We start from the raw sequence: 23,051 nt of genomic DNA on the forward strand, positions 1-23,051 counted from the left end.
AGAAAGGAGGTGATCCAGCCGCAGGTTCCCCTACGGCTACCTTGTTACGACTTCACCCCAGTCGCTGACCCTACCGTGGCCGGCTGCCTCCCTTGCGGGTTAGCGCACCGTCTTCAGGTAAAACCAACTCCCATGGTGTGACGGGCGGTGTGTACAAGGCCCGGGAACGTATTCACCGTGGCGTGCTGATCCACGATTACTAGCGATTCCAACTTCATGGGCTCGAGTTGCAGAGCCCAATCCGAACTGAGACGGCTTTTTGAGATTTGCGAAGGGTCGCCCCTTAGCATCCCATTGTCACCGCCATTGTAGCACGTGTGTAGCCCAGCCCGTAAGGGCCATGAGGACTTGACGTCATCCCCACCTTCCTCGCGGCTTATCACCGGCAGTCTCCTTAGAGTGCTCAACTAAATGGTAGCAACTAAGGACGGGGGTTGCGCTCGTTGCGGGACTTAACCCAACATCTCACGACACGAGCTGACGACAGCCATGCAGCACCTGTGCTCCAGGCTCCGAAGAGAAGGTCACATCTCTGCGACCGGTCCTGGACATGTCAAGGGCTGGTAAGGTTCTGCGCGTTGCGTCGAATTAAACCACATGCTCCACCGCTTGTGCGGGCCCCCGTCAATTCCTTTGAGTTTTAATCTTGCGACCGTACTCCCCAGGCGGAATGCTTAAAGCGTTAGCTGCGCCACTAGTGAGTAAACCCACTAACGGCTGGCATTCATCGTTTACGGCGTGGACTACCAGGGTATCTAATCCTGTTTGCTCCCCACGCTTTCGTGCCTCAGCGTCAGTATCGGGCCAGTGAGCCGCCTTCGCCACTGGTGTTCTTGCGAATATCTACGAATTTCACCTCTACACTCGCAGTTCCACTCACCTCTCCCGAACTCAAGATCCTCAGTATCAAAGGCAGTTCTGGAGTTGAGCTCCAGGATTTCACCCCTGACTTAAAGACCCGCCTACGCACCCTTTACGCCCAGTGATTCCGAGCAACGCTAGCCCCCTTCGTATTACCGCGGCTGCTGGCACGAAGTTAGCCGGGGCTTATTCTTGCGGTACCGTCATTATCTTCCCGCACAAAAGAGCTTTACAACCCTAGGGCCTTCATCACTCACGCGGCATGGCTGGATCAGGGTTGCCCCCATTGTCCAATATTCCCCACTGCTGCCTCCCGTAGGAGTTTGGGCCGTGTCTCAGTCCCAATGTGGCTGATCATCCTCTCAGACCAGCTACTGATCGTCGCCTTGGTGAGCCATTACCTCACCAACTAGCTAATCAGACGCGGGCCGATCTTTCGGCGATAAATCTTTCCCCGTAAGGGCTTATCCGGTATTAGCACAAGTTTCCCTGTGTTGTTCCGAACCAAAAGGTACGTTCCCACGCGTTACTCACCCGTCTGCCGCTGACGTATTGCTACGCCCGCTCGACTTGCATGTGTTAAGCCTGCCGCCAGCGTTCGCTCTGAGCCAGGATCAAACTCTCAAGTTGGACTTGAACTTTGAACCGGCTGATCACAACGTTTGACGAGGTCCCACCATTATTTCGACAACCGAAGTCGTCGAGCTGCCCGCGATTCACATCGCTGGCAGCGATGGTGTTTCCTTTAAAACGTGTACCGCCGAAGTCTTTCGTCCGGTCTCGATCAGAAAAGCCGAAGCTTTCGAGATGCGAGACCCGCAAGGACTCCGCCGTCCACGTTTCTCTTTCTTCATCTTCACTTGTCAAACAGCCCGGGACCGGAGAGGCCCCCAACCTTCCTGAGAGGAAGGGTTCCGACACCCCTACCGACGATGGATGAACCCCAATCGACTTACGTCGATTGTTGTGTCACTCAACAAGGTGAGGAGCATCAGTGGCGCGTTCGCTCGCCCTGGTCAGTGACCCGGCGGCGCCGCGCTCAGTGGTCGGTGAGATAGACGCTCGCTCATGTGACTTCAAGCGAAAAATGAAAAAGTTCTCCACATCGCCCATTCTCTCGTCTCCGCGTAGCCGAGCCGCAAGCCTGCTCGTCCTGGTTAGCCCGGACGCTCATCGCCCTTCCACCCGCGCACTCAGATAGCCAGAACCGCAGCCCCCCTTCTCTCTCTGATCGACGCCCGGTTCACCGTGTTGCCGCGCGGTGAGGCTAGACATGCGAACGCGCGCCTTCGGTTGATCATGACCGCAGATTGAATGAGCCGCGGAAGGCCCCTGCCCGCTCAGTTCTCATCATCCAGTGCAAGCACGGCAAAGCTCGCGAGCCAGTGCTCTCCCATGTAGTGACCGGTGATATGGGGGAGGCCCGCGGCCAGATGCTCCCGCGCCGCTTCATGGGCAGCGACGCGGCGGGGTCGCCTGCCGGCAAGGCCTCGCCGAGAGAACGCCAGCACCAGGCGCGGCTGAGATTGAGCCCATCGAGATGAGCGATCTTGCCGTCGGTGCGATCGGTGACCGTCGCAGGCTTGAACAGCGTTGTCGGCCGTCGTTCGACCAGCCGCGGCAGGAACCGATCGAACCAGGGCAGGAACGCGTCCGAGGGCAACAGGCGCCGCATGCACTCGGCCTCGATAAGAGCTGAGGACTGGAAGTCGTCGCCGCTCGGCTCTCCCCAGGCGGGGCAGTCGGTGTCCTCACCATACCAGCGCTGGCCAGTCTCGTGCAGCAACCTGGCGAGCGCTTCATCCTTTTTGATGCCGGCGTAGTCTGCCGCCATCCGCAGGCCAAACGCCGTATTGAAATGGGTGCCGACGCGTACGGGATAGAACGCCAACGGCAGGAAGTCGCGAAAGCGTTGCGCGATGATGTCGGCCAGCGGCGCGAGATTGCGGCTCCAGCGGTCGTCGGTCTGGAGCGCGAGCTCGGTCGCGAGCTTCAGCAGCCAGGCCCAGCCATACGGCCGCTTGAAGCCGCGGGCAGTCGGGCGAGTGAAGTAAGCGCGCTCGGCGGCAACCTTCTCGGGCACGAACTGCGTGTCGAACAACGTGCGGATGTCAGCCGCCGCCGCGAAATCGGGAAACCGGCGCAGCAGCCGCGCCAGCATCCAGTAGCTGTGGACGCAGGAGTGCCAGTCGTAGCTGCCGTAGAAGATCGGATGCAGCTGGCTCGGCGTGCGGGCATCCGCCGGCTCGGCCAGCGCGTGGTCCACATTGTTGGGATATTCACGCCCGACATGGCCGAGCGCGATACGAGCGAAATGCTGGGCCTGTTCGGGAGTGAGACGGGGCGTGGTCACGGCTTGGCCTTTCCAGTGTTCCGGCCGATCAATGTCTCGATCAGGCGCGGCAGGAGGTAGATCGGAAATTGCGTCGCGGCGAAGTATAGCGCCATGCGTGGCGAGGCGGCAGCACCCAGCGCCGACCAGACCAGGCCGACATTGCGGTTGCCGAGGATGAGCCCGACGGTCAACCGCTGGCTCAAATTGCCCGGCAGCAGCACGACACCAGCTGTTTGAAGGGCGATATTGCAAGCGAAGGCGAGCCCGAGGCAGAGCGTGGCGGCCTGCACATCCGCCGCGATCTGCGCACGAATGTCAGCCATCGTCGCCACCGCAAAGACGAGAAGTGCCGCGACGATGATCCCGTCGACCATCCCGCCATGGGCCGCCAGCACCGGGGCTGCGTGCCGGCGGACCAGGAAAGCCACGCCTTCGGCGCCGCCGATCAACAGCGCCAGGCGAAGCGCGAGCTCGAGCGCGCTGATCTCGAGTCCGCCGAACCAGCCTGCAAGAAGCGGCACGGTGACCGGAGCCAGCACCATGGACAACACCGTCACCACGAGCGGCACCGCACCGTCGAGCCCAAGCATGCGTGCCACTGCTGCCGTTCCGCTCGATGGCGGCGCCGAGACGGCGAGCACGGCCGCAAGCGCGATCTCCGGGCCAAGGTTCAAGGCGTGACCGGCAACACCGATCACGAGCGGACAGGCCACCATGACGACGGCCGGCAAGAGCACGGAAAGCGATGGCCGTCGCAGCGTTGCGACGACGGCCTGACTGTCGATCCGCAACAGCGTTCCCAGCACGATCAGGAAGATCGTGGTTGGCATCAGGGGGCGAGCGAGGTCCGCAAGCGCCGGAAAGGCCAATCCAAGCAGGACGCCAAGCGCCAGCAATGTCGGTCCGCGCGGGATGAAGTGCAGGAGTGAGGATCGCATACGCCGCGCCCAATCATGTCGTCTTCGCCAGGAGACCACACCCCGCATCATTCTTGAAATCGATTATTACCATATCTATCATTGTTCAAATGAATTTGGCTTCCGTCGACCTCAACCTCCTGGTCGCCTTCGAGGCGCTGATGGAGGAACGCCATGTGACCCGAGCCGGCCAACGCATCGGCCTGGCGCAACCGTCCATGAGCAGCACGCTGACGCGGCTGCGGGCGCTGTTTGGCGATGAGCTGTTCGTGCGCTCGGCCTCCGGCATGCAGCCGACGGCCAAGGCGCTGGCGCTGGCGCGGCCGATCAGCGACGCTCTGGGGCAGATCAGGGGCGTGCTTGAACCCACATCGGCCTTCAATCCGGCAACAGCCCGCCATCGCCTGTCCATTGCGGCGACCGACTATGGCGACCTCGTCGTGGTGCCGCGACTGGTCGAGGCGTTGCGGCGGGAGGCGCCTGGTATCGATCTCGTGGTGCGCCCCATCATTGATCCGGCCGCGAGTGTCGCGAGCCTGGAACACGGCGATGTCGACGCGCTGATGGGTGGCCATCTTCCCGCTTCCCCGCGCATCATCCGATCTACGCTTTTCACGGAGAGATTCGTCTGCATTCGCGACGCCAAACGCGCCAAACTGAAAGCCCGTCTCACCAAGGACGATTACACGCGGCTCCCGCATGTGCTGTTCTCCTCGGCCGGCGGCGACGGACTTCCCGGCGCAATCGACACGATGCTGAGCCGGCACGGACGCAAGCGCCGGACCGCGATCACGCTTGCCCATGTCGTCGCGGTGCCGTTTGCCGTCGCCGGCACCGATCTCGTGGCAACCATGGCCGAGCGCGTCGCGCGCCGCTTCGCGACAGCCGCCGGCGTGTCTGTCGTTCCGATTCCCTACGATGTGGAGGCGTTCCCCATCGACCTTCTCCACACGCGCCGCGCCATGGCCGATCCGGCGTTGCGCTGGTTCATCGAACTGGTCAATCGCGTCTGCGGGAGGCTGTAGCGATCGGCGGGCCGGCGCCAGCCGCTATTTCCGCTCAATCAGCTGCGCGATCTCCCAGACATGGCCTGAGGGGTCGGCAAAGGACGCAGTTCGTCGCCCCCACGGACGGTCGATCGGGCCATTGAGCAGATCGACGCCAATCTCCCGCAGGGCTGAGCAGACCTGATCGACGTCGACGACCCTGATCGTCAGGAGTGCGCGCGCCCCTGCGGAGGACTGCGCGACACGCAGCGGCTCGACAAGCGGCGGTGCCTGAGACGCGTCGAGAAGATTGACCAGGAGCCCACCAAATCGAAGCACGGATGAGACCGCATCTTCCCAGACCGTCTCGGATGTGAAAACCCTGGCGTAAAACGCTTTCGACGACGCAATGTCATCGACGAACAATGTGATGACTTCAACTTCGCTCGGCAGACCATTGACCATGTCGCCCTGCTCCTCACCGTTGCGGCGGCGGCTCGCACAAATGCGATAAGCCGCCCGCTGTTATATCTCACGATGTCTGGGCGCGGCGCAATTCGGCGAGCCGGGCAACTGCCCCGCCCCGAGGTCACGATCCTAGTTGAACAGGTCCGGCTCGGCCTCGGTGATCCAGTCCCACAGGGGCTGGAAGCCGAGATAGCCGCCCGCAGCACAAAGCTCAATTTCGCGACAGCAGGGCATCACTGATCTTCTCGGCCGCCATGATCACGGGGATATTGGTATTGGCCGTCGGCAGCCGCGGCATGATCGAGGCATCCGCCACAAAGATGTTCTCGCTGCCGATCACCCTGCCCCCGGAATCGACCACCGCCATCCGGTCGGCGGGATCGCCCAGGCGACATGTCCCCACCGGATGCCAGACTCCGAACACGCTTTGCCGTACGAAGGCTTCGAGGGCACGGTCGTCTTCAAGCGTCGCTTGGAAGGCCGTGCCGTTGAGCAGCACGAGCCGGATCAGAAGCGCCCTGAGGCCCGCGGGTATGTCGAGCATCGGCCCGAGGATGGACGCAACGATGCGATTGACGGTGCCGTACCGGCTCAGCCGCTTGATACGCGGAGAAAAGGAGGCCGGGAAGAAATCGTCCGCCTCCGGGTTGAGCGCGGGATGGACGAAAAGCTTCGCGAGCACCCGGACGGCCGCGACCATCCGTTCGAGATCGCGTCGGTCGGAGATCAGGTTGAGATCGACAACAGGATGGGTTTTCGGGTCGCGGCTCGCCAGCGTGAGCGAGCCGCTCGAATACGGCCGGTTGCACCACAGAAAGTAGAGACCAAGCCGCGTGCCCAGCGCATGCCACCCGCCGCGCGCCGAGGCCGTGATGTACATGTCGGAGGCGTCGCAGCCGGGATGTTCGGACGAGAAGCGCATCGCCGCGAAATTGGGGCGCCGCCGGGCAAGCGGCAACCGCAACCGCCGCGGCAAATATTGACAGAAGGTCAACGCGGGATGATCGCGCAGATTGCTGCCGACGCCGGGGAGATCGATCGCCACGGGAATGCCGAGCGCTTGCAGCGCCGCACCCGGGCCGATGCCCGCCCGCATCAGGATCGCAGGCGATTGCACCGCGCCTGCCGTGAGAATCACGCGGCCAGCGCCAATGGTGAGCTTATGACCGCCCCGCGCGACCACCACGCCCGTCGCGCGGCGGCCATCGACCTGGAGCTGTTCGACCTCGCTGTCCGCCCAGATGGTCAGATTCGGCCGCGCGCGCGTTGCTGCGTCGAGATATCCGGCTGCGGTCGAGACGCGCCGGTCGTTGCGATTGGAGAAGGCCGGCGGAAAGATGCCGTCCTCGAACTCGCCGTTCTGGTCCTTTCGGAACGGCAGGCCGGTCGCCGACAACGCTTCGCCGACGGCGTGGCCAAACGGCGGCATCGCCTCGCGCGCGATGCGGCGGATCGGGATCGGGCCGTGCTTGCCATGCAGTGGGCCGTCGAAATCCAGGTCCGTTTCGAGCTTGAGGAAGTACGGTAGCACATCCGCCCAGCCCCAGCCCCGGGCGCCGAGATCGCGCCACTCGTCATAGTCGCGCGGCAGGCCGCGATTGGCCGATTGCACGTTGATGCTGGATCCGCCGCCCATCACCCGCCCCTGCTCGTAGGCGCGAACGACCGGCTTGCCCTCGGCGTTGCGGCCGGCCGCCGCTGACAGGCCCGGCCAGATGTATTTGTCGCCGAAGAACAGCGTCATCGGATAGCTGTCGAGGATTTCCGGCGGCGTCGCCTCCGGCGGCGTGTCCATCCCGGCTTCGATCAGAAGCACGCGGCGGCTTCCGTCTGCGGAAAGCCGATTGGCGAGCACGCAGCCCGCCGACCCGCCACCGACGATCACGTCGTCGAAATCCAGCCCATCCATTCCCGTCTCATCGCGCAATTCGATGGATCGGCGCGGCCACGAATGCGGCCGCGCCGATTTGGCTCAGCGGAAGTTACCCTTGGTCTCGGGGATCACGACCGCACCAATCAGGTAGATCACGAACACGCCGACTGCGAAGTAGGCCAGCGACATCGGGATCTCCGCCGGGCTGCCGCTCACCAGCGAGACGAAGGTCGGCATCATACCGCCCAGCGCAAAGCCGATGTTCCAGGACAGACCCGTGCCGCTCGCGCGCAGTGCGGTCGGAAAACGCTCATTGAGGAAGATCAGCACCGGCGCATAGCCGGCATTGCCGATGAAGGCGATGGCCAGCGCATAGAGCGCGATTTGCGTCGTGTCCTTGGTCGCCGCGAGATTGAGGTAGCACAGCGGCAGCAGCACCGCGGCCAGAACACCGATCAGGAGGAACGTCTTCTTCCGGCCGATACGATCGCTCAGCGCGCCGACCAGCACGGCCGAGAAGAACGCCGACACGCTCGCGCCCATCAGGATCAGCGACGAGGTCTGGTTCGGGACCGCATTGATGACTTTCAGGAAGCTCGGCAGATAGCCCGAGGTCAGGTAATAGCCGGCACCACCGCCGAAGGTGATGAGAAGGTTGACCAGCAGCACGCCGCGATATGCGCCGGAGAACACGTCCTTGACCGGTGCCTTCGAGACCTTCGCCTGCTTGTTACCCTGCTGACGCTTGAGCTCCTTGAAGTACGGCGATTCCTCGAGGTTGCGGAAAATGAACCAGCCGAGCAGCGAGCTCAGCAGCCCCGAGAAGAACATGAAGCGCCAGCCCCATACCGCGAAGGCATCACCGGGGAAGATCGAGGACGTGATCAGGAAGATGAAGGACGCGAGCAGCGCACCGATCCCGGCGCCACCGCCGCCGACCAGGCCAGACATCGCGCCGCGCCATTGCGCCGGCACCGATTCCGTGCCGATGGTGTGGGTGGAAGCCACGACGCCGCCGACGAAGATGCCCTGCACGAGGCGCAGGATCAGGAAGATGATCGGCGCGATCACGCCGACCTGGGCGATGGTCGGCAGCAAGCCGAACGCCGCCGTGCTGACGCCGACGCCGATGATGGCGATCAGCATGGCCTGCTTGCGGCCGTGCACGTCGGCATAATGCCCGAACACCGCCGAGCCGAGCGGCCGCATCAGGAGCGTCACGGCGAACGAGCCGTAGACCGCAGCCAGCGACAACGCCGGGTTGCTCGACGGAAAGAACAGTGCGCCGACGACCGGCGCCACGTAAAGCAAAATGAACAAATCGAACAGATCCAGCGCCCATCCGAGCACCGATGCGATGATCGCATTGACCATCTGCTTGTTATCCGCCGACGCTTGCGCGCCGGCGACCGGCATATCCATCTCAGCCATGTTGTTTTACCTCCCCCGTTTTGAAAGAGCCGCGGCTCGCGTCATTGCGAACCACGGCGGTTTTTGTCGCGCATCAGCGCCCGGTGAACTTCGGCGGACGCTTGGCGTTGAAGGCTTCGACGCCTTCCTTGAAGTCTTCCGACTGGCGCAGGCGGCTGTAGCAATGGCCTTCGAGTTCGATCGCGATGGCGAGCGTCGAATCCTCGGTGTCGTTGAGGAGCTTCTTGGCCGTGCGCTGCGCCAGCGGCGAGAAGGTGCGGAGCTCGTCGACCAGCTTGTCGGTCGCCTTCTCCAGCTCGGCATCGGGCACGCACTCGGTGGCGATGCCCCAGTCATAGGCCTGCTTGGCCGAGATGCGCTTGGAGCGCATCACGATGTCCTTGGTGCGGGTGATGCCGACCATTTTCTGGAGACGCGCAGAGCCGCCCGAGCCCGGGATCTGGCCGAGCTTCTGCTCCGGCAGCGCGTATTGCGTGGTCTCGGAGGCGATGCGGAAGTCGCAGGCCAGCGACAGCTCGAAGCCGACGCCGAAGCAATAGCCGCGGTTGGCTACGATCACGGGCTTGGCGCAGCGCGCGGGCGCGGCGATGTTCCAGGCGAGCTTGGATACATGCTCGGGGCTCGCCTCCATGAAGCCGCCGATATTGCCGCCGCTGGAGAAATGCTCGCCCTCGCCGCGCACCACGATCACGCGGACGCGCGGATCCTCGTCCAGCGTCTCGAAGGTCAGGCGCAGCTGGTCGCGCTGCGGCATCGCCACGACATTGTAGGGCGGCCTCCCTAAGATGATGTCGGCGCGCTCATGCACCTCGTCGATCTCGACCTTGAACCCGTCGAGTTTTGCGAGTCGGGGATCGGTAAACGTATAGGCTGACGGCATTTGTGCTTCCTTCTGTTGATGGTTATTGATCAGGCCGCGTCTGATGGCGGCAGGCGCTCGGCTTCGTATTCACCGGCGACGAGCAGTCGCCGCAGCAATTTTCCGACCGGCGATTTGGGAATGGCGTCGACGAAAACGTAGCGCCGAGGCCGCTTGAAATTGGCAAGCCCCGTGGTCCGGCAGAACTGCTCCAGCTCGACGTCCGACACAGGGCGATTGCGCTTGACGAAGGCGGCGACGACCTTGCCCCATTTCTCGTCGGCAACGCCGACCACCGCGACCTCGTCGACCGCGGGATGCAACGACAGGCAGCTCTCGATCTCCACCGGCGAGACGTTCTCACCGCCGGTGATGATCATGTCGTCGACGCGGCCGGTGACGAAGAGATCGCCGTCGGGATCGACGAAGCCGGTATCGCCGGTAAAATACCAGCCCTCGCGCAGCGACTTGGCGTCGGCCTCGGGGCGGCGCCAGTAGCCTTCGAAGGCCTCGTCACCGGCGAGCGTGGCGATGATCTCGCCCTCCTCGCCGACCGCGGCAAGCTCTGCGACCGACTTCGCGCCGATGCGCACGACCTTGACGTGCTGGTTCAGCCCCGCCTTGCCGGCCGAGCCGGGCTTTGCGGCGGCGTTCTGGTCGATCGTAAAGGTGTAGATCTCGGAGCTGCCGTAGTGATTGACGAACAACTCCGGCTTGAACGCCTCGTTCAGCTTCTTGAGAAGGCCGTCGGTCATCGAGGCGCCGGCAAAGCCGAGCTTGCGCACGCTGGAGACGTCGGTCCTGGCAAAGGCCTCGTGATGAACGAGGTCGTGATAGAGCGTGGGGACCAGATAGAGGTTGGTGATCTCCTCCTGCTCGATCAGCGTCAGCGCCTGACGGCTGTCATAGCGCGGCAAGCAGATGAAGCTGCCGCCGATCAGCGACATCGCCAGCAGCGAGCGGACGCCCATGGTGTGGTAGAGCGGCATGACGCCGAGCGTGCGCTCGCCGCGGCCGTAGAGATTTTGCGCGACATGGGCGATCGCCGCGGCGCGTTCGGCGCGATGCCGCCGCGGCACGCCCTTCGGCCGCGAGGTCGTGCCCGACGTGTAGAGCATGATCGACCAGGCATCGGTGCCGACACGCGCCTCGGCGTCCGGCGCGCTGTCCTTGATCAGATCGGCAAAGCTGGTGGCCTCCCCCGTCCCGGGATCGACGGACACACGCAGCAGCTTGGCTGCCAGCGCCGAGCCCTGCACCGCCGCCGCGGAGATGTCCTGATAGACGATCGCGCAGGCCTCGGCGTTCTCGATGCAGTAATCGAGCTCGTCAGCCTTGGCGCGCCAGTTGATCGGCGTGATCACCAGCCCTGCGAACTGGCAGGCCCAGTGCAGCGTCGCCGCCTCCCAGCGGTTTTGCAGCAGCGTGACGACGTGATCGCCGGGCTTGAGGCCAAGGCGATCGAAGGATGCCACCAGCGCGGAGATCTTGTCGTACCATTGCCGGTAAGTCAGGCGCAGATCACCGTCGACCAGCGCAATCGCATGGGGATCGCGCGCGGCGCTGGCGATGAAGCTGCTGGCGAGATCAAGCATCGGACGTCTCTTTTTTGGATGAAGCGAGTTCGGCGGCGGCTTCGAGCGCCGCCTGGATGATCGGTGTGTAGCCGGTGCAGCGGCAGATATGCCCGCTGAGGAGGTCGCGGATCTCGGCCTCGGTCGGCGCCGGGTTCTTCGCGAGATAATGGTCGAGCGACATCAAAATGCCGGCGGTGCAGAAGCCGCACTGGAGCGCGTGGTTGCGGCGGAACGCCTGCTGCAGCACGCCGAGCCGGTCCGCCGACGGTGCGAGCCCCTCGACCGTCCTGAGCTCGCAGCCATCGACCTGCGCCGCGAGCGTAAGACAAGATCGCGTCAGCATACCGTCGACGACGATGGTGCAGGCACCGCAGACGCCATGCTCGCAGCCGACATGGGTGCCGGTCGCGCCGAGCTGGTGGCGCAGAAAATCGGACAGCAATGTGCGCGGCTCGGCCTCGCCCTCGACAGGCTTGCCGTTGAGCGAGAAACGGACGGCATGACGCCGATCTGCCTCGAGGCGGGTCATTGCAGCACCTCGCCGATCAGATCGCGGCCGATCATGCGCACGAGGTCGCGGCGGTAGCGCGCGGTGGCGTGGACGTCGTCGCGCGCGCCGAGCTCGTAGGCGAAGGCATTGAGGGCATCATCGAGCGCGCTGCCCTCCAGCCGCGGCCAGTCGCGCGCGGTCGGAACGTCGGCGACACCGCCGACGGCGAGACGCACGCCCGTCGGCGTCTTCATCGCGGCGCAGGCGACGATGGCGAAGTCGCCGTGACGGCGTGCGACCTCGCGAAAGGCGAAGCGCGATCCCCTGACGGCGGGCAGCGAGATGCCCTCGATCAGTTCGTCATCGGCGCGCGCGGTCAGCATCATGCCGGCGAAGAAGTCCTTGGCGGCAACGCACCGCCGCCGCTTGGCGCTGCGCAGCAACACCTCGCCACCGAGCGCAACCAGCGTCAGCGGCATCTCGGCGCTGGGATCGGCGTGCGCGAGCGAGCCGCAGATCGTGCCGCGGCTGCGGGTCTGCATGTGCCCGACCCAGGGCAATGCCAGCGCGACCAGCGGCAGCGCCTCGGCAAGGTCAGGCCATGCCAGGAGATCGGCCTGGCGCACACCGGCACCGATGGTGACGGCATCGCCGTTCCGCTCGATCTGACGCAGCTCCCTGATGCGCATGATGTCGATCAGCAGTTTTGGCTTGGCGAGGCGCATGTTCAGCATCGCCATCAGCGACTGCCCGCCCGCGAGCACACGGGCATCGCCGCCCTGCTGCGCGAGTCCTTCGAGGACGTCGCCAAGGGTTTCGGCACGGAGATAGTCGAATGCGGGCGGCTTCATCGGCGCCCCCGAACAAGCTGGCTAGTTTTGCAAGCAGCGCGAAGAGCGAGACGCCGCCCTCCGCGCCACCACCGCCAACCTTGCGGGCTAGTGCGGTGAAGAACTGGCCGATGATGACGCGCGTCGCGCCGTCGAGCAGGCGGCCGCCGATGCTCGCCACCTTGCCGCCGATCGCGGCGTCGTAGCTGTAGGTCAGCTTTGTCCCACCCTTGCCGTCGGGCGCGAGTGTGATGCGCCCCTCGGCGTTGCCGAAGCCGAGCGCGCCGGTGGCACCGCCGCGCAAGGTGACTGCACGCGGCGGATCGAGGTCGAACAGTTCGACATCGGCGCGATAACGCCCGCTGACCGGGCCAATGCCGAGCGTGACGTCGGCGCGGAAATGCGTGTCGGTGATCTTGTCCACGCTCTGGCAGCCGGGAATGACGGATTGCAGGGTGGCGGGATCGAGCAGCATCGCCCAGACCTGCTCGGGTGCGCCCTTGACCGAGGCCTGTCCCTCACCGCGCAAACGCCGGTCGCCTTCGCGCACAGGCGCAGCAGTCGCACCGCCAGCGGGAGGCGGCGGTTCGGCACCGCGCACCAGCTCTGCAAGCCGCGCCGGCACCAGCGGCAAGGTGATATCGGCAATGCCGAGCGCATCCGCAACCGCATTGGCTATGCAGACAGGTGTGGACATGCAATTGCCCTCACCGACGCCTTTTGCGCCGAGGGGCGTGAACGGCGACGGCGTCTCCATGTGGATGATCTGCGGCTCCGGCACCTCGGTCGTGGTCGGCAGCAGATAATCGGCGAGCGTTCCCGTCAGGAAGCTGCCGTCCTCGGCGTAGGCGTATTCCTCGTAGAGCGCCGCGCCGAGCGCCTGGGTAAAGCCGCCTCGGATCTGGCCGTTGACCATGCCGGGATGCAGGATGGTGCCACAGTCGTGCATAGTGACGTAGCGATCGATCCGCGTCTCCAGCGTCGTCGGATCGATCTCGACGCCGCAGAAATCGAAGATGAAGCCGTGGCAGAGCGAGGAGTTGATGCGGTCCTCGTCGTCAGGCGGCGTCAGCTCCGGCGGTGTCCAGAACACGGTCTCGCGGATGGTCTGGCCGGCATCATCAGGCAGCGAGCCCGGCGACCAGTGGCTGAGCGCTGCGACGCGTGAGAACGCGATCCGGTTCTCCGGATTGTGCCTGGAGGCGACGAAACCTTTTGCAAACACGATGTCGGCGGCTTCGACGTTCAACTGGCTGGCGGCGATGCGGGCAAGACGGCCGGCGACGCGCTCCGCGGCGAGCTTTGCCGTGCCCGCCACGGCTGCGGCGAAACGGCTGGCGTAGTTGCCCGAGGCGATCGACCAGGCATCCTTGGCGGTGTCGATCTCGGTGTTGACGCGGATATCCCTGGGCTGGAGGCCGAAGACGTCGGCAACCACCTGCGACAGCACGGTGCGATGGCCCTGCCCCTGCGGCACGGACGCGACGTGGACGGTGACGCTGCCGACCGGATCGAGGCCGACGGTGGCCGTCGCCTGCGCGCCGTTCTTCGGACCCGCCTTGCGGCGCTCCGCCGCCGTCAGCACGGTGGTGATGTAGCCCATGTTGGAGACGCTGGGCTCGACCACCGCGGTGAAGCCGATGCCATAGAGACGCCCCTGCGCCCGCACCTCGTCGCGCTTCGCCTTCAGTTCCGCGAGCCTGCCCTGCTCGACTGCGAGCGCGACGGCGTCCTGGTAATTGCCGGAGTCGAGCAAGGCACCGGTCGCAGTGCGATAGGGAAACGCGCCGGCGTCGATCAGATTGCGCTTGATGACATCGAGCGGATCGAGGCCAAGGCCGATCGCGATCCGCTGTACCAGGCGCTCCAGCGCGAAATAGACCTGCGGGCCGCCAAAGCCCCGATTGAGACCGGTTGGCGTCTTGTTGGTGACGACGACACGGTTGCGGATGTTGACGTGGCGGATGTCGTAGGCGCCGGTCAGGTTGCCGTGCATGCGGTAGAGCGTGGCAGGCTCAGGCGCGCGCAGATGCGCGCCGCAATCCTCGACCTGGTCCCAGTCCAGCGCGAGGATCTTTCCGTCTGCTGCGACCGCCGCCGACAACGTCGTCGCGCGGTTGGTCGCCGAGACCGACGCGGTAAGATGCTCGAGCCGGTCCTCGATCCACTTCACTGGCCGACCCGTGACGCGCGCGGCCGCCGCGATCAGCACGATGTAGGGAAACACGCCCTGCTTGACGCCGAAGCTGCCGCCGGAATCCGGCGGTGTGCGCAGCCGCAACCGGTTGCCCGGCACTTTCAGCGCCCGAGCGATCACGGTGTGGATGCTGAACGGCCCCTGGAAATTGGCCAGAACCTCATAGGCATCCTCGCCGGCATCGTGCGAGGCGACGACGCCATAGGTCTCGATCGGCGTGCAGGAATTGCGGGGATAGCGGATGTCGATGGAGAAGCGATGCGGCGCGTCCGCAAAGGCTTTCTCGGGATCGCCGTAGCGGAAGGCACGGTCGCTGGCGAGATTGCCTGGAAAGCCGTCATGCAGGACGGGCGCGCCCTGCGCGAGCGTCCCGAGCGGATCGATGACGGCAGCCCGCGCGCGATACTCGACGTTGATCAGCTCGGCCGCATCCTCGGCGCGTGCACGATCAGTCGCGACGATCACAGCGACCGGCTCGCCGACATAGCGCACGCGGTCCATCGCGATCGGCCAACACTCCACCGGCGCCTTTACGCCGACGACGAGGCTCGTCGTGACGGCCTTGACGTCGCTGCCGGTCAGAACCGCGGCAATGCCCGGCAGACGCTTCGCGGCTTCAACGTCGATCGAAAGAATATCGGCATGCGCATGCGGCGAGCGCAGGATCGTCGCGTGCAGCGTGCCGGGCTGGACACCGAGATCGTCGATGAAGCGGCCGCGGCCGCTGAGCAATGCGGCATCCTCGACGCGCTCGATCGAACGCCCGACCCACGGCTCATCGCCACTTCCCGGATTTGCGGATTTGACCGCCTGCAACATGTCCCGGCATACCTCCCGACGCGTTCTTTGACGCGACGATGACGTTTGTCAGGACTGGGGGTGCGGGAGCCATACCGCCCGCTCTCACGACTTACCAAATCGTCTCATTCGAGAGCGTGCAGCGCAATATCAGCCCGAAAGACTCAACCCGCGAGACGCGAGACGTTGCGAAACTCGCGCGGGCTGACGCCGGCGTGATCGCGGAAGAAACGCGTGAAATGCGCAGGCTCCGGAAAGCCAAAACGCTCGCTGAGCTCGCCGAGCGGCGTGTCCTCGCGCATCACAGCATCGAGCGCGCGCTCCATGCGGACGACGTTGAGATAGAGCTTTGGCGAGACGCCGAGCGAGGTCTCGAACAGGCGGAAGAACTGCGCGCGCGAGAGGCCTGCGCCCTTCACGAACTGATCGACGTTGGCATAGGAATCGTGCACGCGCATCGCATCCATCGCGCGACGGATGCGCCAATCGCAGCTCACCGCGCTCATGCCGCGGATCGAGGTCGGGAAGCTGCGCCAGGGCGTGAAGCGCTCGATCACCGCGATCATGAGATCCGAGAGCGTCTGCTCGTGGGTCCGCACCGCATCCGGATTCGCCATCATTTCGGCCGCCAGATGCAGCGTGAGCTGACGGATGCGCGGCGACACCTCGCCCGACGGCCGCTCGAAAAAGCCCGGCGCGCCGCTGGCCGCCCAGCCGGGACGGAACTCCTTCAGCCATTCCGGCTCAATATAGAGCGCCATGATCAGCGTGCGCGGACGGTTGGCGTCGTGCACATAGGCATGCGGCTTCCAGCCGTCGACGAGCACGGCGGCCGTATCCGTCAGCGGCGTGACCTGGTCGCCCACCAGAAACTGCGTGTCGGAGCCCTCGACCTTGAGCAGGACGTGGCAGTGATGATGAGCGTGGCGGACGAGCGAACGGTCCATGTCGAGCAGAGCGACCCTGCCGAAAGCGCCATGAGCGATGCGCAGGGCCGTCGACATCAGTTCCTTCCTCCCGGCAGCGTTGCGCTGCAAAATGATTGCTTCGTTGGCGCGGCACTATAAGCGGCACCCGCTTCATATTCCAACGGTGCAAACCGACGCAAGTTGCTTCCGAGTGGTAATCCGCTCATGCACGCGTCTCCGAAAGAAGCCGCGCGACCGCAGCGCCGGGGTCGGCCTGCAAGGCGGTGGCGAGATCGACCTCCTCCTCGCCCTTGACGCGAATGCGCTTGAAAGCGAGCTCGGGCGCGCTGACCGGCGCGGTCGCATCGAGACCCATCTTGGCGCTGATGCCATTGTCGGTGGTCGGATCGAGCTTCGAGCCGAGCGCGCCGGCGACGACCATGAGGTCGCGGTCGGCCTGGAAGCGCGTCGCCACTGCCCATTCGATTTCCTCGGACGAGGAGATGTCGACGTCCTTGTCGACCACGACCACCTGCTTGATGTCGTAATGGGCGCCGAAGGCGCACATCATGATGTTCTTGGGCTCGCCGTCGTTCGCCTTGTCGATCTTGATCGCGAGGTGGTAGCGGCAGGTGCCGCCGCGCGTGAGGCGGACGTCGATCACGCCAGGAAAACTGCGTCGCAGATGCTGGAGCAGCGTCGCCTCGCGCGGCACGCCGCCGAGGATCAGGTGCTCAAAACCGCCGCCCACGATGGTATGGAAGATCGGCTTCGCACGATGCGTGATCGCATCGACCTCGATCACCTCGCGATTGGCGCGCGGACCATAATATTGGGGGAATTCGCCGAACGGACCTTCCGGTTCGCGCACGCCCTGAAGAATGCGTCCCTCGATGACGATCTCCGCGTGGGCGGGCACGCGGACTGAATTGGTGCGGCACTTCACGACGTCGACGGGCGCGCCGAGCAACGCACCGGCAATCGCCATCTCGTCCTCGTCAAGCGCGGCAATCGCCTGCGAGGCCAGCATCAAGGCGGGATGGGCGCCGATCACGATCGCGATCTCCAGTGCCTGGCCCAGCTCTTCCGCGAGGCGGTAGTAGGAGAAGGTGTGCCGCGGCAGCAGCAGCACGCCGATGCGGTTCTTGCCGCTGATCTGGCAGCGGTGGATCGAGACGTTCTGTACACCTGTCTTCGGGTTGCGCGCGATCAGCAGCCCTGCCGTGATGTAGGGGCCGCTGTCCCGCTCATTGTGCTTGGGCACCGGGAGTTGACGCAGCAGATCGACGTCCTCGTGGACGACGTCCTGCACCGGTCCGCTCGCGACCTCATGCGTCGGCAGCGGATGGGTTGCGGCAGCCAGGAACCGTGGCAGCAACTGGTCCTCTGTCACGCCGATGGAATCGGCGACCCAGTCACGGCCAGCAAAGAGGTTTGCGACAACAGGAATCTCGTGCCCATCGGGGCGCGGAAACAGCACCGCGCTATCGCGCTCCAGCCGCTTGGCAACGGCGGCGAGCTCGTCGGCCAGCTCAATGCCCTCGCGGGCGATCGCGAGCTTGCCGCGCTCGGCGAGAAACGCGAGCCAGGCGCGCAGATCGGCGGGCGCGTTCGCGCCTCTCCTCGCAACATTTTCCATTCGCATACGGGTCATTCCTCAGGTCTTCAGGTCAGGGCGCGATCTTGCGCAGCGGCGGTACGCGGCGCTTGAGCGCCTCGTCCTCACCCCAGCGGCGCACAACGCCGATATCGATGTCGAAAAGGTCGAGCACACGGCCGACGGTGTGCTCGACCATGTCTTCGAGGTTCTCGGGTTTTGCGTAGAAGGCCGGCACGGGCGGGGCGATGATCGCGCCCATCTCCGACAGGGCCGTCATCGTCCTGAGATGCCCGGTGTGCAGCGGGGTCTCGCGCACCATCAGCACCAGCCGCCGGCGCTCCTTGAGCACGACGTCGGCGGCGCGAGTGAGCAGCGTCGTGGTCACGCCCGAGGCGATCTCGGACATCGAGCGCATCGAGCACGGCGCCACGATCATCCCGGCGGTGCGGAACGAGCCGCTGGAGATTGCCGAGGCCATGTCGTCGATCGCATGGCAGACATTGGCGAGCTCCCTCACTTCCGCGATCTTCAAATCGGTCTCGTAGGCAAAGGTCAGCTCAGCGGTCTTCGACATCACCAGATGCGTCTCGACGCCGGCATTGCGCAGGAGCTGCAGCAGGCGCACGCCATAGGTGACGCCCGAGGCGCCGGAAATGCCGATGATCATCCGTTTGGGTGTGGCGTCCTGCATATGTCTGATTTCGCTCCCAGACGGCCCGACCCTCGAGGCCGCGCGGTCCGCCACGAGACTAGGCAATCCCGCCCATCACTACAAATAATGATTGATTATATCATCCATCATCTGTGATGATGCCAGCGAGCAGGACCGGCGAACGAAGGACAGGCCCCGTGGAACTCAGGCAGATGCAATATTTCCTATGCCTGGCGGAGGAAAAGAACGTCACCCGCGCTGCGCGCCAGCTCAACATCGTGCAGCCCGCGCTGAGCATGCAGATCGCCAAGCTCGAGGCCGAGCTCGGCCAAAAGCTGTTCGACCGCAGCGTCCAGGGCATGAATCTGACCAGCGCCGGCGAGGCGCTGGTGCGGCTGACCGCTCCGATCGTGCGCGACGCCGAGCACGCGCGGCAGGAGATGGCGCAGCTCGGCGGGCGCATTTCGGGGCGGGTCTCGGTCGGCCTCATCACGTCGGTGGCGCAGAGCACGATGGCCAGTTCGTCGGCGGCGGTCGCCAGTCGTTATCCCGAGATCACGCTGTCCGCCTGCGAGGGCTATACCGAGACGCTGGTCGACTGGGTCAACACAGGCCAGCTCGATTTCGCGCTGATCAACGTGCCGCGCCGGAAGACGCCGCTGGCCGCGCATCACATCATGGACGAGGAGATGGTGTTCGCCTGCCGCAAGGACAGCCCTATCAAGCCACCGGCAAAACTGCGGTTCGACCACATCGCGAATTTCGACCTCGTGCTGCCGTCCAAGCGCCACGGTCTGCGGCTGATCCTGGATGAGCACGCCGCCGCAATCGGCATCGACCTGCGGCCACGGCTCGAGCTCGACACCCTCCCCGCGCTGTGCGACGTGATCGCGACCACCAATTTTGCCACGGTGCTGCCGACCATCGCGCTCCGGCAATCGCTCGCGAGCGGCGCCATCCGGGCGCATCGCTTCGACCAGCAACGGATCGTGCGCTCGATTGCCTGGGTGCATCACCCGCGGCGAGCGGTGTCGGTCGCGGCCAAGGCGGTGCTCGATGTCATCAGCCACGATCTTGCGCAAGCGGCTGCCGTGGCGAGAGAGTTTGTGGAGCCTTTCATTGGCAGCACGACCTCATCGCCCCGCAAGACGCGCAGCAAGAGGCGGCGGAAAGCGTTCTCTTGAGTGCAGAATTCCTGCTCGGACAAGATGTCGCGCCCACCGCAAAATGAGACGGGTTGGTAAGTTTTGAGACCTGCAGGCATGACGGTCGTAGCAGCCTGCTAACTACGGTCCAGGCGCAGAAAATCGCGACCTGGCGCTCATCCCCGACGACTCCCGTCCCGGACGCTCCCTGGGCTCGCAGAACAAGACACAGTCGGGAGATTCAGTCCGAGATGGCACGGTTCGGTCGCAGCAAGATCACAGATGGCGCTCATCAGCAGAGCGAGGGATTTCGTCCTGACCGGAGGTCGCTGCTCTCGCTCGGTGGCGCCGCCCTGCTCGCAGCAACGGGAATGCGGCATGCAAATGCGCAAGACTATCCGACCCGCCCGGTCCAGGTGCTTGTGCCCTTCGCCGGCGGCAGCGCCAGCGACGTCATCACGCGTATTCTGCTCAACCGCATGTCGATGTCACTCGGACAGGCCTTCGTGGTCGACAATCGTCCCGGCGCCGGCGGCAATATTGGCACCGCGGCCGCGGCGCATGCCGCACCCGACGGTTACACGCTGCTTATGAGCACCTCCGGTCCGCTGGCCGCGAACAAGTCGCTGTACAAGGAGCTGCCCTATGATCCGCAGAAGGATCTCGTCCCGATCGGCCTGTTCGCGACGTTACCGAATGTCATCGTGATCAATTCGAGGCTGCCACCGAAATCGCTGAACGAGCTGATCGACTACGCCAAGGCGCATCCGCGGGAGCTGAACTACGGAACGGTCGGCGTCGGCTCGTCGCAGCATCTGGCGGCCGCCTATTTCGAGCAGCTCACGGGCACCGAGATCACGCACGTTCCCTATCGCAATATCGCCGCCTACACGCCGGACTTCATCGCGGGCCAGGTCCCGCTTGGCTTCCAGCTATTGCCGAACGTCATCAGCCTGATCAAGAGCGGCGATGCACGCCCGCTCGCGGTGGCCAGCGACAAGCGCATGACCGCGCTGCCGGATGTGCCGACCGCCGCGGAGGCGGGCCTCAAGAATTACGAGAGCGCCGCTTGGCTTGCTCTGCTCGCGCCCGCGAGCACGGGAAAGGCCGTGCTCGACAGGCTCTATGCGGCAATGGCGGAAGCCGTGAACGATCCGAAGGTGCGCGCCCTCTTCGTCGAGCAAGGCGCCGAGCCCATGGTGATGGACCCACAAGGCCTGAAGGACTTCATGACATCGGAAACGACGAAATGGGCCGCGGTCATCAAGAAGATCGGCATCGAGCCGATGTAACCTCGAAGCCGTGGCGCGGGCCAGCCGGATCAAATTGCTCCGGGACGCAGCAAATGTGCAGACGTGGCTGGCCGGCGTTCATCTAGGTCGACCAGGCATCGGCAGAGTGGTCGAAGAAGGGCAAGGATATGCGTTCATTCCGGTCGCGTAGCGGCCCATGGGCCCTCGCGACGGGCGGCGGCACCTTCGCACACGCCCTCGTCAGCGCGGGACCACGGCAGTCGCTTCGATCTCGACGCGCGCGGATGGCTCGACCAGGCGCACCACCTGCACGAGCGCCATACTGGGGTAGTGGCTGCCGACCACCTCGCGATAGGCCCTGCCGAGCGCCTTCAGATTCGCGGTGTATTCATCCATGTCGACGACATACCATGTCAGGCGCACGAGATGGTCCGGCCGGGCGCCGCCTTCCGCCAGGATCGCAACGATGTTTTCGAGCGTCTGCCGAACCTGCGCGACAAACCCGTCGGCAAACCGGCCTGCGATATCCCAGCCGACGACACCACCCGTCACAACGAGACGTCCATCGGCCATGATGCCGTTGGCATATCCCTTCGGCTGCGGCCAGCCGCTGGGCTGAAGCACTTGAAGGCCGCCAGTAGCGGCGGCTTCTGATTTCATCATTGTACTCATGCGGGGTTCTCGATCCTCTCAGCGCGGCTTCAGGAGATCGCGCGCGACAATCAGTTTCTGGACCTCGGTCGCGCCCTCGTAGATGCGCAGCGCGCGGATTTCGCGGTAGAGGCTTTCGACGATCTCACCCTTGCGCACGCCGCGGCCGCCGAACATCTGGACGGCGCGGTCGATGACGCGCTGCGCGGTCTCGGTTGCCGTCAGCTTCGCCATGGCGGCTTCGCGCGTCGTCGGAAGCTTCTGGACGTCGCGGCGCCAGGCCGCGCGGTAGGTCAGGAGCGCGGCGGCGTCAGTCTCCGTCGCCATGTCGCCGAGCGCGACCTGGGTCAGTTGAAGATCTCCCAGCGTCGCACCGAACATGTGCCGGCTGCGCGCATGCGACAGCGCTTCGTCCAGTGCCCGCCGCGCAAAGCCGAGGGCCGCGGCTGCGACCGACGCACGGAAGATATCGAGGGTCTGCATCGCGAGCTTGAAGCCGCCGCCCGGCGCGCCGAGGCGACGGCTCGCCGGAATCCGGCAATTGGTGAAGCGCAGCGTCGCCAGCGGATGCGGCGCGATGACGTCGATGCGGTCGGCGATGTCGAAGCCAGGATCATCCGGGAAAACGACAAAGGCCGAGATGCCGCGGGCGCCCGGGGCCTCGCCCGTTCGCGCAAACAGCGTGTAGACATCGGCAATACCGCCGTTGGAGATCCAGGTCTTCTCGCCATCGATGACGTAGTCATTGCCATCGGCCCGCGCCGTGCAGGACATCGCCGCGACGTCCGATCCCGCCTCCTTCTCGGACAGCGCGAAGGCCGTCAGCCATTCGCCGGCGCGAACTTTCGGCAGCACGGCCTTGCGCAGATCCGCCGAGCCGCCGAGCGCGATCGCGCCGGAGCCGAGCCCCTGCATGGCGAAGGCGAAATCGGCGAGGCCATCGGCATAGGCGAGCGACTCCCGCGACAGGCAGATCGAGCGGGAATCGATCGTCGTCGCATCGCCGTCGGGCGCCGCGACGGCGCAATCGAGCACCCCCGCCTCGCCCATCGCGCGCACCAGCTTGCGGCAGGCGCCATCGACATCAGTGTGATCGATTATGTCGAGAGCCCCCGACTGCACGAAGCGGTCGAGCGCCTCGCCGACCGCATGATGACGCGGCTCGAAAAACGGCCAGTCGAGCCAGTCGCGCCGGATCACTTTCGCCGTGGAGCTCATCT

General features: G+C 64.9%; 16 protein-coding genes, 1 rRNA gene and 2 pseudogenes. 3 read left to right on the forward strand and 16 right to left on the reverse strand.

Annotated features, from left to right (window positions below; translation table 11 throughout):
- Window positions 1-2 precede the first annotated feature (2 nt).
- From BJ6T_RS29715 to BJ6T_RS29725, 3 genes and pseudogenes are all read right to left on the reverse strand, one after another.
- Window positions 3-1,491 (reverse strand): 16S ribosomal RNA (locus BJ6T_RS29715).
- Between the two features lie 710 nt (window positions 1,492-2,201).
- Window positions 2,202-3,214 (reverse strand): annotated as a pseudogene (locus tag BJ6T_RS29720) (DUF2891 domain-containing protein).
- Entirely contained in the window at window positions 3,211-4,134 is a 924-nt protein-coding gene (locus tag BJ6T_RS29725) for a hypothetical protein (protein WP_014496247.1), read from the reverse strand. The pseudogene BJ6T_RS29720 and the gene BJ6T_RS29725 overlap by 4 nt, the downstream one beginning before the upstream one ends.
- A gap of 89 nt (window positions 4,135-4,223) precedes the next feature.
- Between BJ6T_RS29725 and BJ6T_RS29730 the strand changes: the two genes are divergently transcribed.
- Entirely contained in the window at window positions 4,224-5,138 is a 915-nt protein-coding gene (locus BJ6T_RS29730) for a LysR family transcriptional regulator (RefSeq protein ID WP_014496248.1), read from the forward strand.
- A 24-nt stretch (window positions 5,139-5,162) separates the two neighbouring features.
- Here BJ6T_RS29730 and BJ6T_RS29735 read toward each other — a convergent pair whose 3' ends face one another.
- The 11 genes and pseudogenes from BJ6T_RS29735 to BJ6T_RS29785 all read right to left on the reverse strand — a co-directional run bounded on the left by BJ6T_RS29735 (window position 5,163) and on the right by BJ6T_RS29785 (window position 18,821).
- Complete coding sequence (locus BJ6T_RS29735) at window positions 5,163-5,564, reverse strand: VOC family protein (protein WP_014496249.1); 402 nt, start codon at window positions 5,562-5,564, stop codon at window positions 5,163-5,165.
- Window positions 5,565-5,778: 214 nt separating this feature from the next.
- Window positions 5,779-7,476 carry a GMC family oxidoreductase gene (locus BJ6T_RS29740; protein ID WP_014496250.1) on the reverse strand — a complete coding sequence of 566 codons (1,698 nt, stop codon included), beginning with the start codon at window positions 7,474-7,476 and terminating at the stop codon, window positions 5,779-5,781.
- Between the two features lie 63 nt (window positions 7,477-7,539).
- Complete coding sequence (locus tag BJ6T_RS29745) at window positions 7,540-8,871, reverse strand: MFS transporter (RefSeq protein ID WP_014496251.1); 1,332 nt, start codon at window positions 8,869-8,871, stop codon at window positions 7,540-7,542.
- Between the two features lie 73 nt (window positions 8,872-8,944).
- A complete protein-coding gene (locus BJ6T_RS29750) occupies window positions 8,945-9,751 on the reverse strand; it encodes an enoyl-CoA hydratase/isomerase family protein (protein ID WP_014496252.1) in 807 nt (268 codons plus the stop codon).
- Between the two features lie 29 nt (window positions 9,752-9,780).
- Window positions 9,781-11,325 carry an AMP-binding protein gene (locus BJ6T_RS29755; protein ID WP_014496253.1) on the reverse strand — a complete coding sequence of 515 codons (1,545 nt, stop codon included), beginning with the start codon at window positions 11,323-11,325 and terminating at the stop codon, window positions 9,781-9,783.
- Window positions 11,318-11,836, reverse strand: a complete 519-nt coding sequence (locus tag BJ6T_RS29760; protein WP_014496254.1) for a (2Fe-2S)-binding protein — start codon at window positions 11,834-11,836, stop codon at window positions 11,318-11,320. The genes BJ6T_RS29755 and BJ6T_RS29760 overlap by 8 nt, the downstream gene beginning before the upstream one ends.
- Window positions 11,833-12,648: an FAD binding domain-containing protein gene (locus BJ6T_RS29765; RefSeq protein ID WP_028169657.1), complete on the reverse strand. Its 816-nt coding sequence runs from the start codon at window positions 12,646-12,648 to the stop codon at window positions 11,833-11,835. The genes BJ6T_RS29760 and BJ6T_RS29765 overlap by 4 nt, the downstream gene beginning before the upstream one ends.
- 4 nt (window positions 12,649-12,652) lie before the next feature.
- A pseudogene (locus tag BJ6T_RS29770) lies at window positions 12,653-15,643 on the reverse strand (xanthine dehydrogenase family protein molybdopterin-binding subunit); the annotation flags it as partial.
- 143 nt (window positions 15,644-15,786) lie between these two features.
- The gene (locus BJ6T_RS29775; protein ID WP_014496257.1) at window positions 15,787-16,626 is read right to left on the reverse strand and encodes a helix-turn-helix transcriptional regulator; all 840 of its coding nucleotides are present in this window, start codon (window positions 16,624-16,626) and stop codon (window positions 15,787-15,789) included.
- 127 nt (window positions 16,627-16,753) lie between these two features.
- Entirely contained in the window at window positions 16,754-18,175 is a 1,422-nt protein-coding gene (locus BJ6T_RS29780) for a UbiD family decarboxylase (protein WP_039228313.1), read from the reverse strand.
- Between the two features lie 25 nt (window positions 18,176-18,200).
- Window positions 18,201-18,821 carry a UbiX family flavin prenyltransferase gene (locus BJ6T_RS29785; protein ID WP_014496259.1) on the reverse strand — a complete coding sequence of 207 codons (621 nt, stop codon included), beginning with the start codon at window positions 18,819-18,821 and terminating at the stop codon, window positions 18,201-18,203.
- Between the two features lie 173 nt (window positions 18,822-18,994).
- On the opposite strand from BJ6T_RS29785, the gene BJ6T_RS29790 reads away from it, so the two are divergent.
- Both BJ6T_RS29790 and BJ6T_RS29795 read left to right on the forward strand, forming a co-directional pair.
- Window positions 18,995-19,966 carry a LysR family transcriptional regulator gene (locus BJ6T_RS29790; protein ID WP_038959548.1) on the forward strand — a complete coding sequence of 324 codons (972 nt, stop codon included), beginning with the start codon at window positions 18,995-18,997 and terminating at the stop codon, window positions 19,964-19,966.
- A gap of 212 nt (window positions 19,967-20,178) precedes the next feature.
- Window positions 20,179-21,219 carry a Bug family tripartite tricarboxylate transporter substrate binding protein gene (locus BJ6T_RS29795; RefSeq protein ID WP_014496261.1) on the forward strand — a complete coding sequence of 347 codons (1,041 nt, stop codon included), beginning with the start codon at window positions 20,179-20,181 and terminating at the stop codon, window positions 21,217-21,219.
- Between the two features lie 201 nt (window positions 21,220-21,420).
- Here BJ6T_RS29795 and BJ6T_RS29800 read toward each other — a convergent pair whose 3' ends face one another.
- Together BJ6T_RS29800 and BJ6T_RS29805 are read right to left on the reverse strand one after the other, a co-directional pair.
- Window positions 21,421-21,840, reverse strand: a complete 420-nt coding sequence (locus BJ6T_RS29800) for a RidA family protein (protein WP_014496262.1) — start codon at window positions 21,838-21,840, stop codon at window positions 21,421-21,423.
- A gap of 30 nt (window positions 21,841-21,870) precedes the next feature.
- On the reverse strand, window positions 21,871-23,049 hold the full coding sequence (locus BJ6T_RS29805; RefSeq protein WP_014496263.1) for an acyl-CoA dehydrogenase family protein: 1,179 nt from the start codon (window positions 23,047-23,049) through the stop codon (window positions 21,871-21,873).
- Window positions 23,050-23,051: the final 2 nt, after the last annotated feature.

It is taken from the genome of Bradyrhizobium japonicum USDA 6, assembly GCF_000284375.1.
GTDB lineage: Bacteria > Pseudomonadota > Alphaproteobacteria > Rhizobiales > Xanthobacteraceae > Bradyrhizobium > Bradyrhizobium japonicum.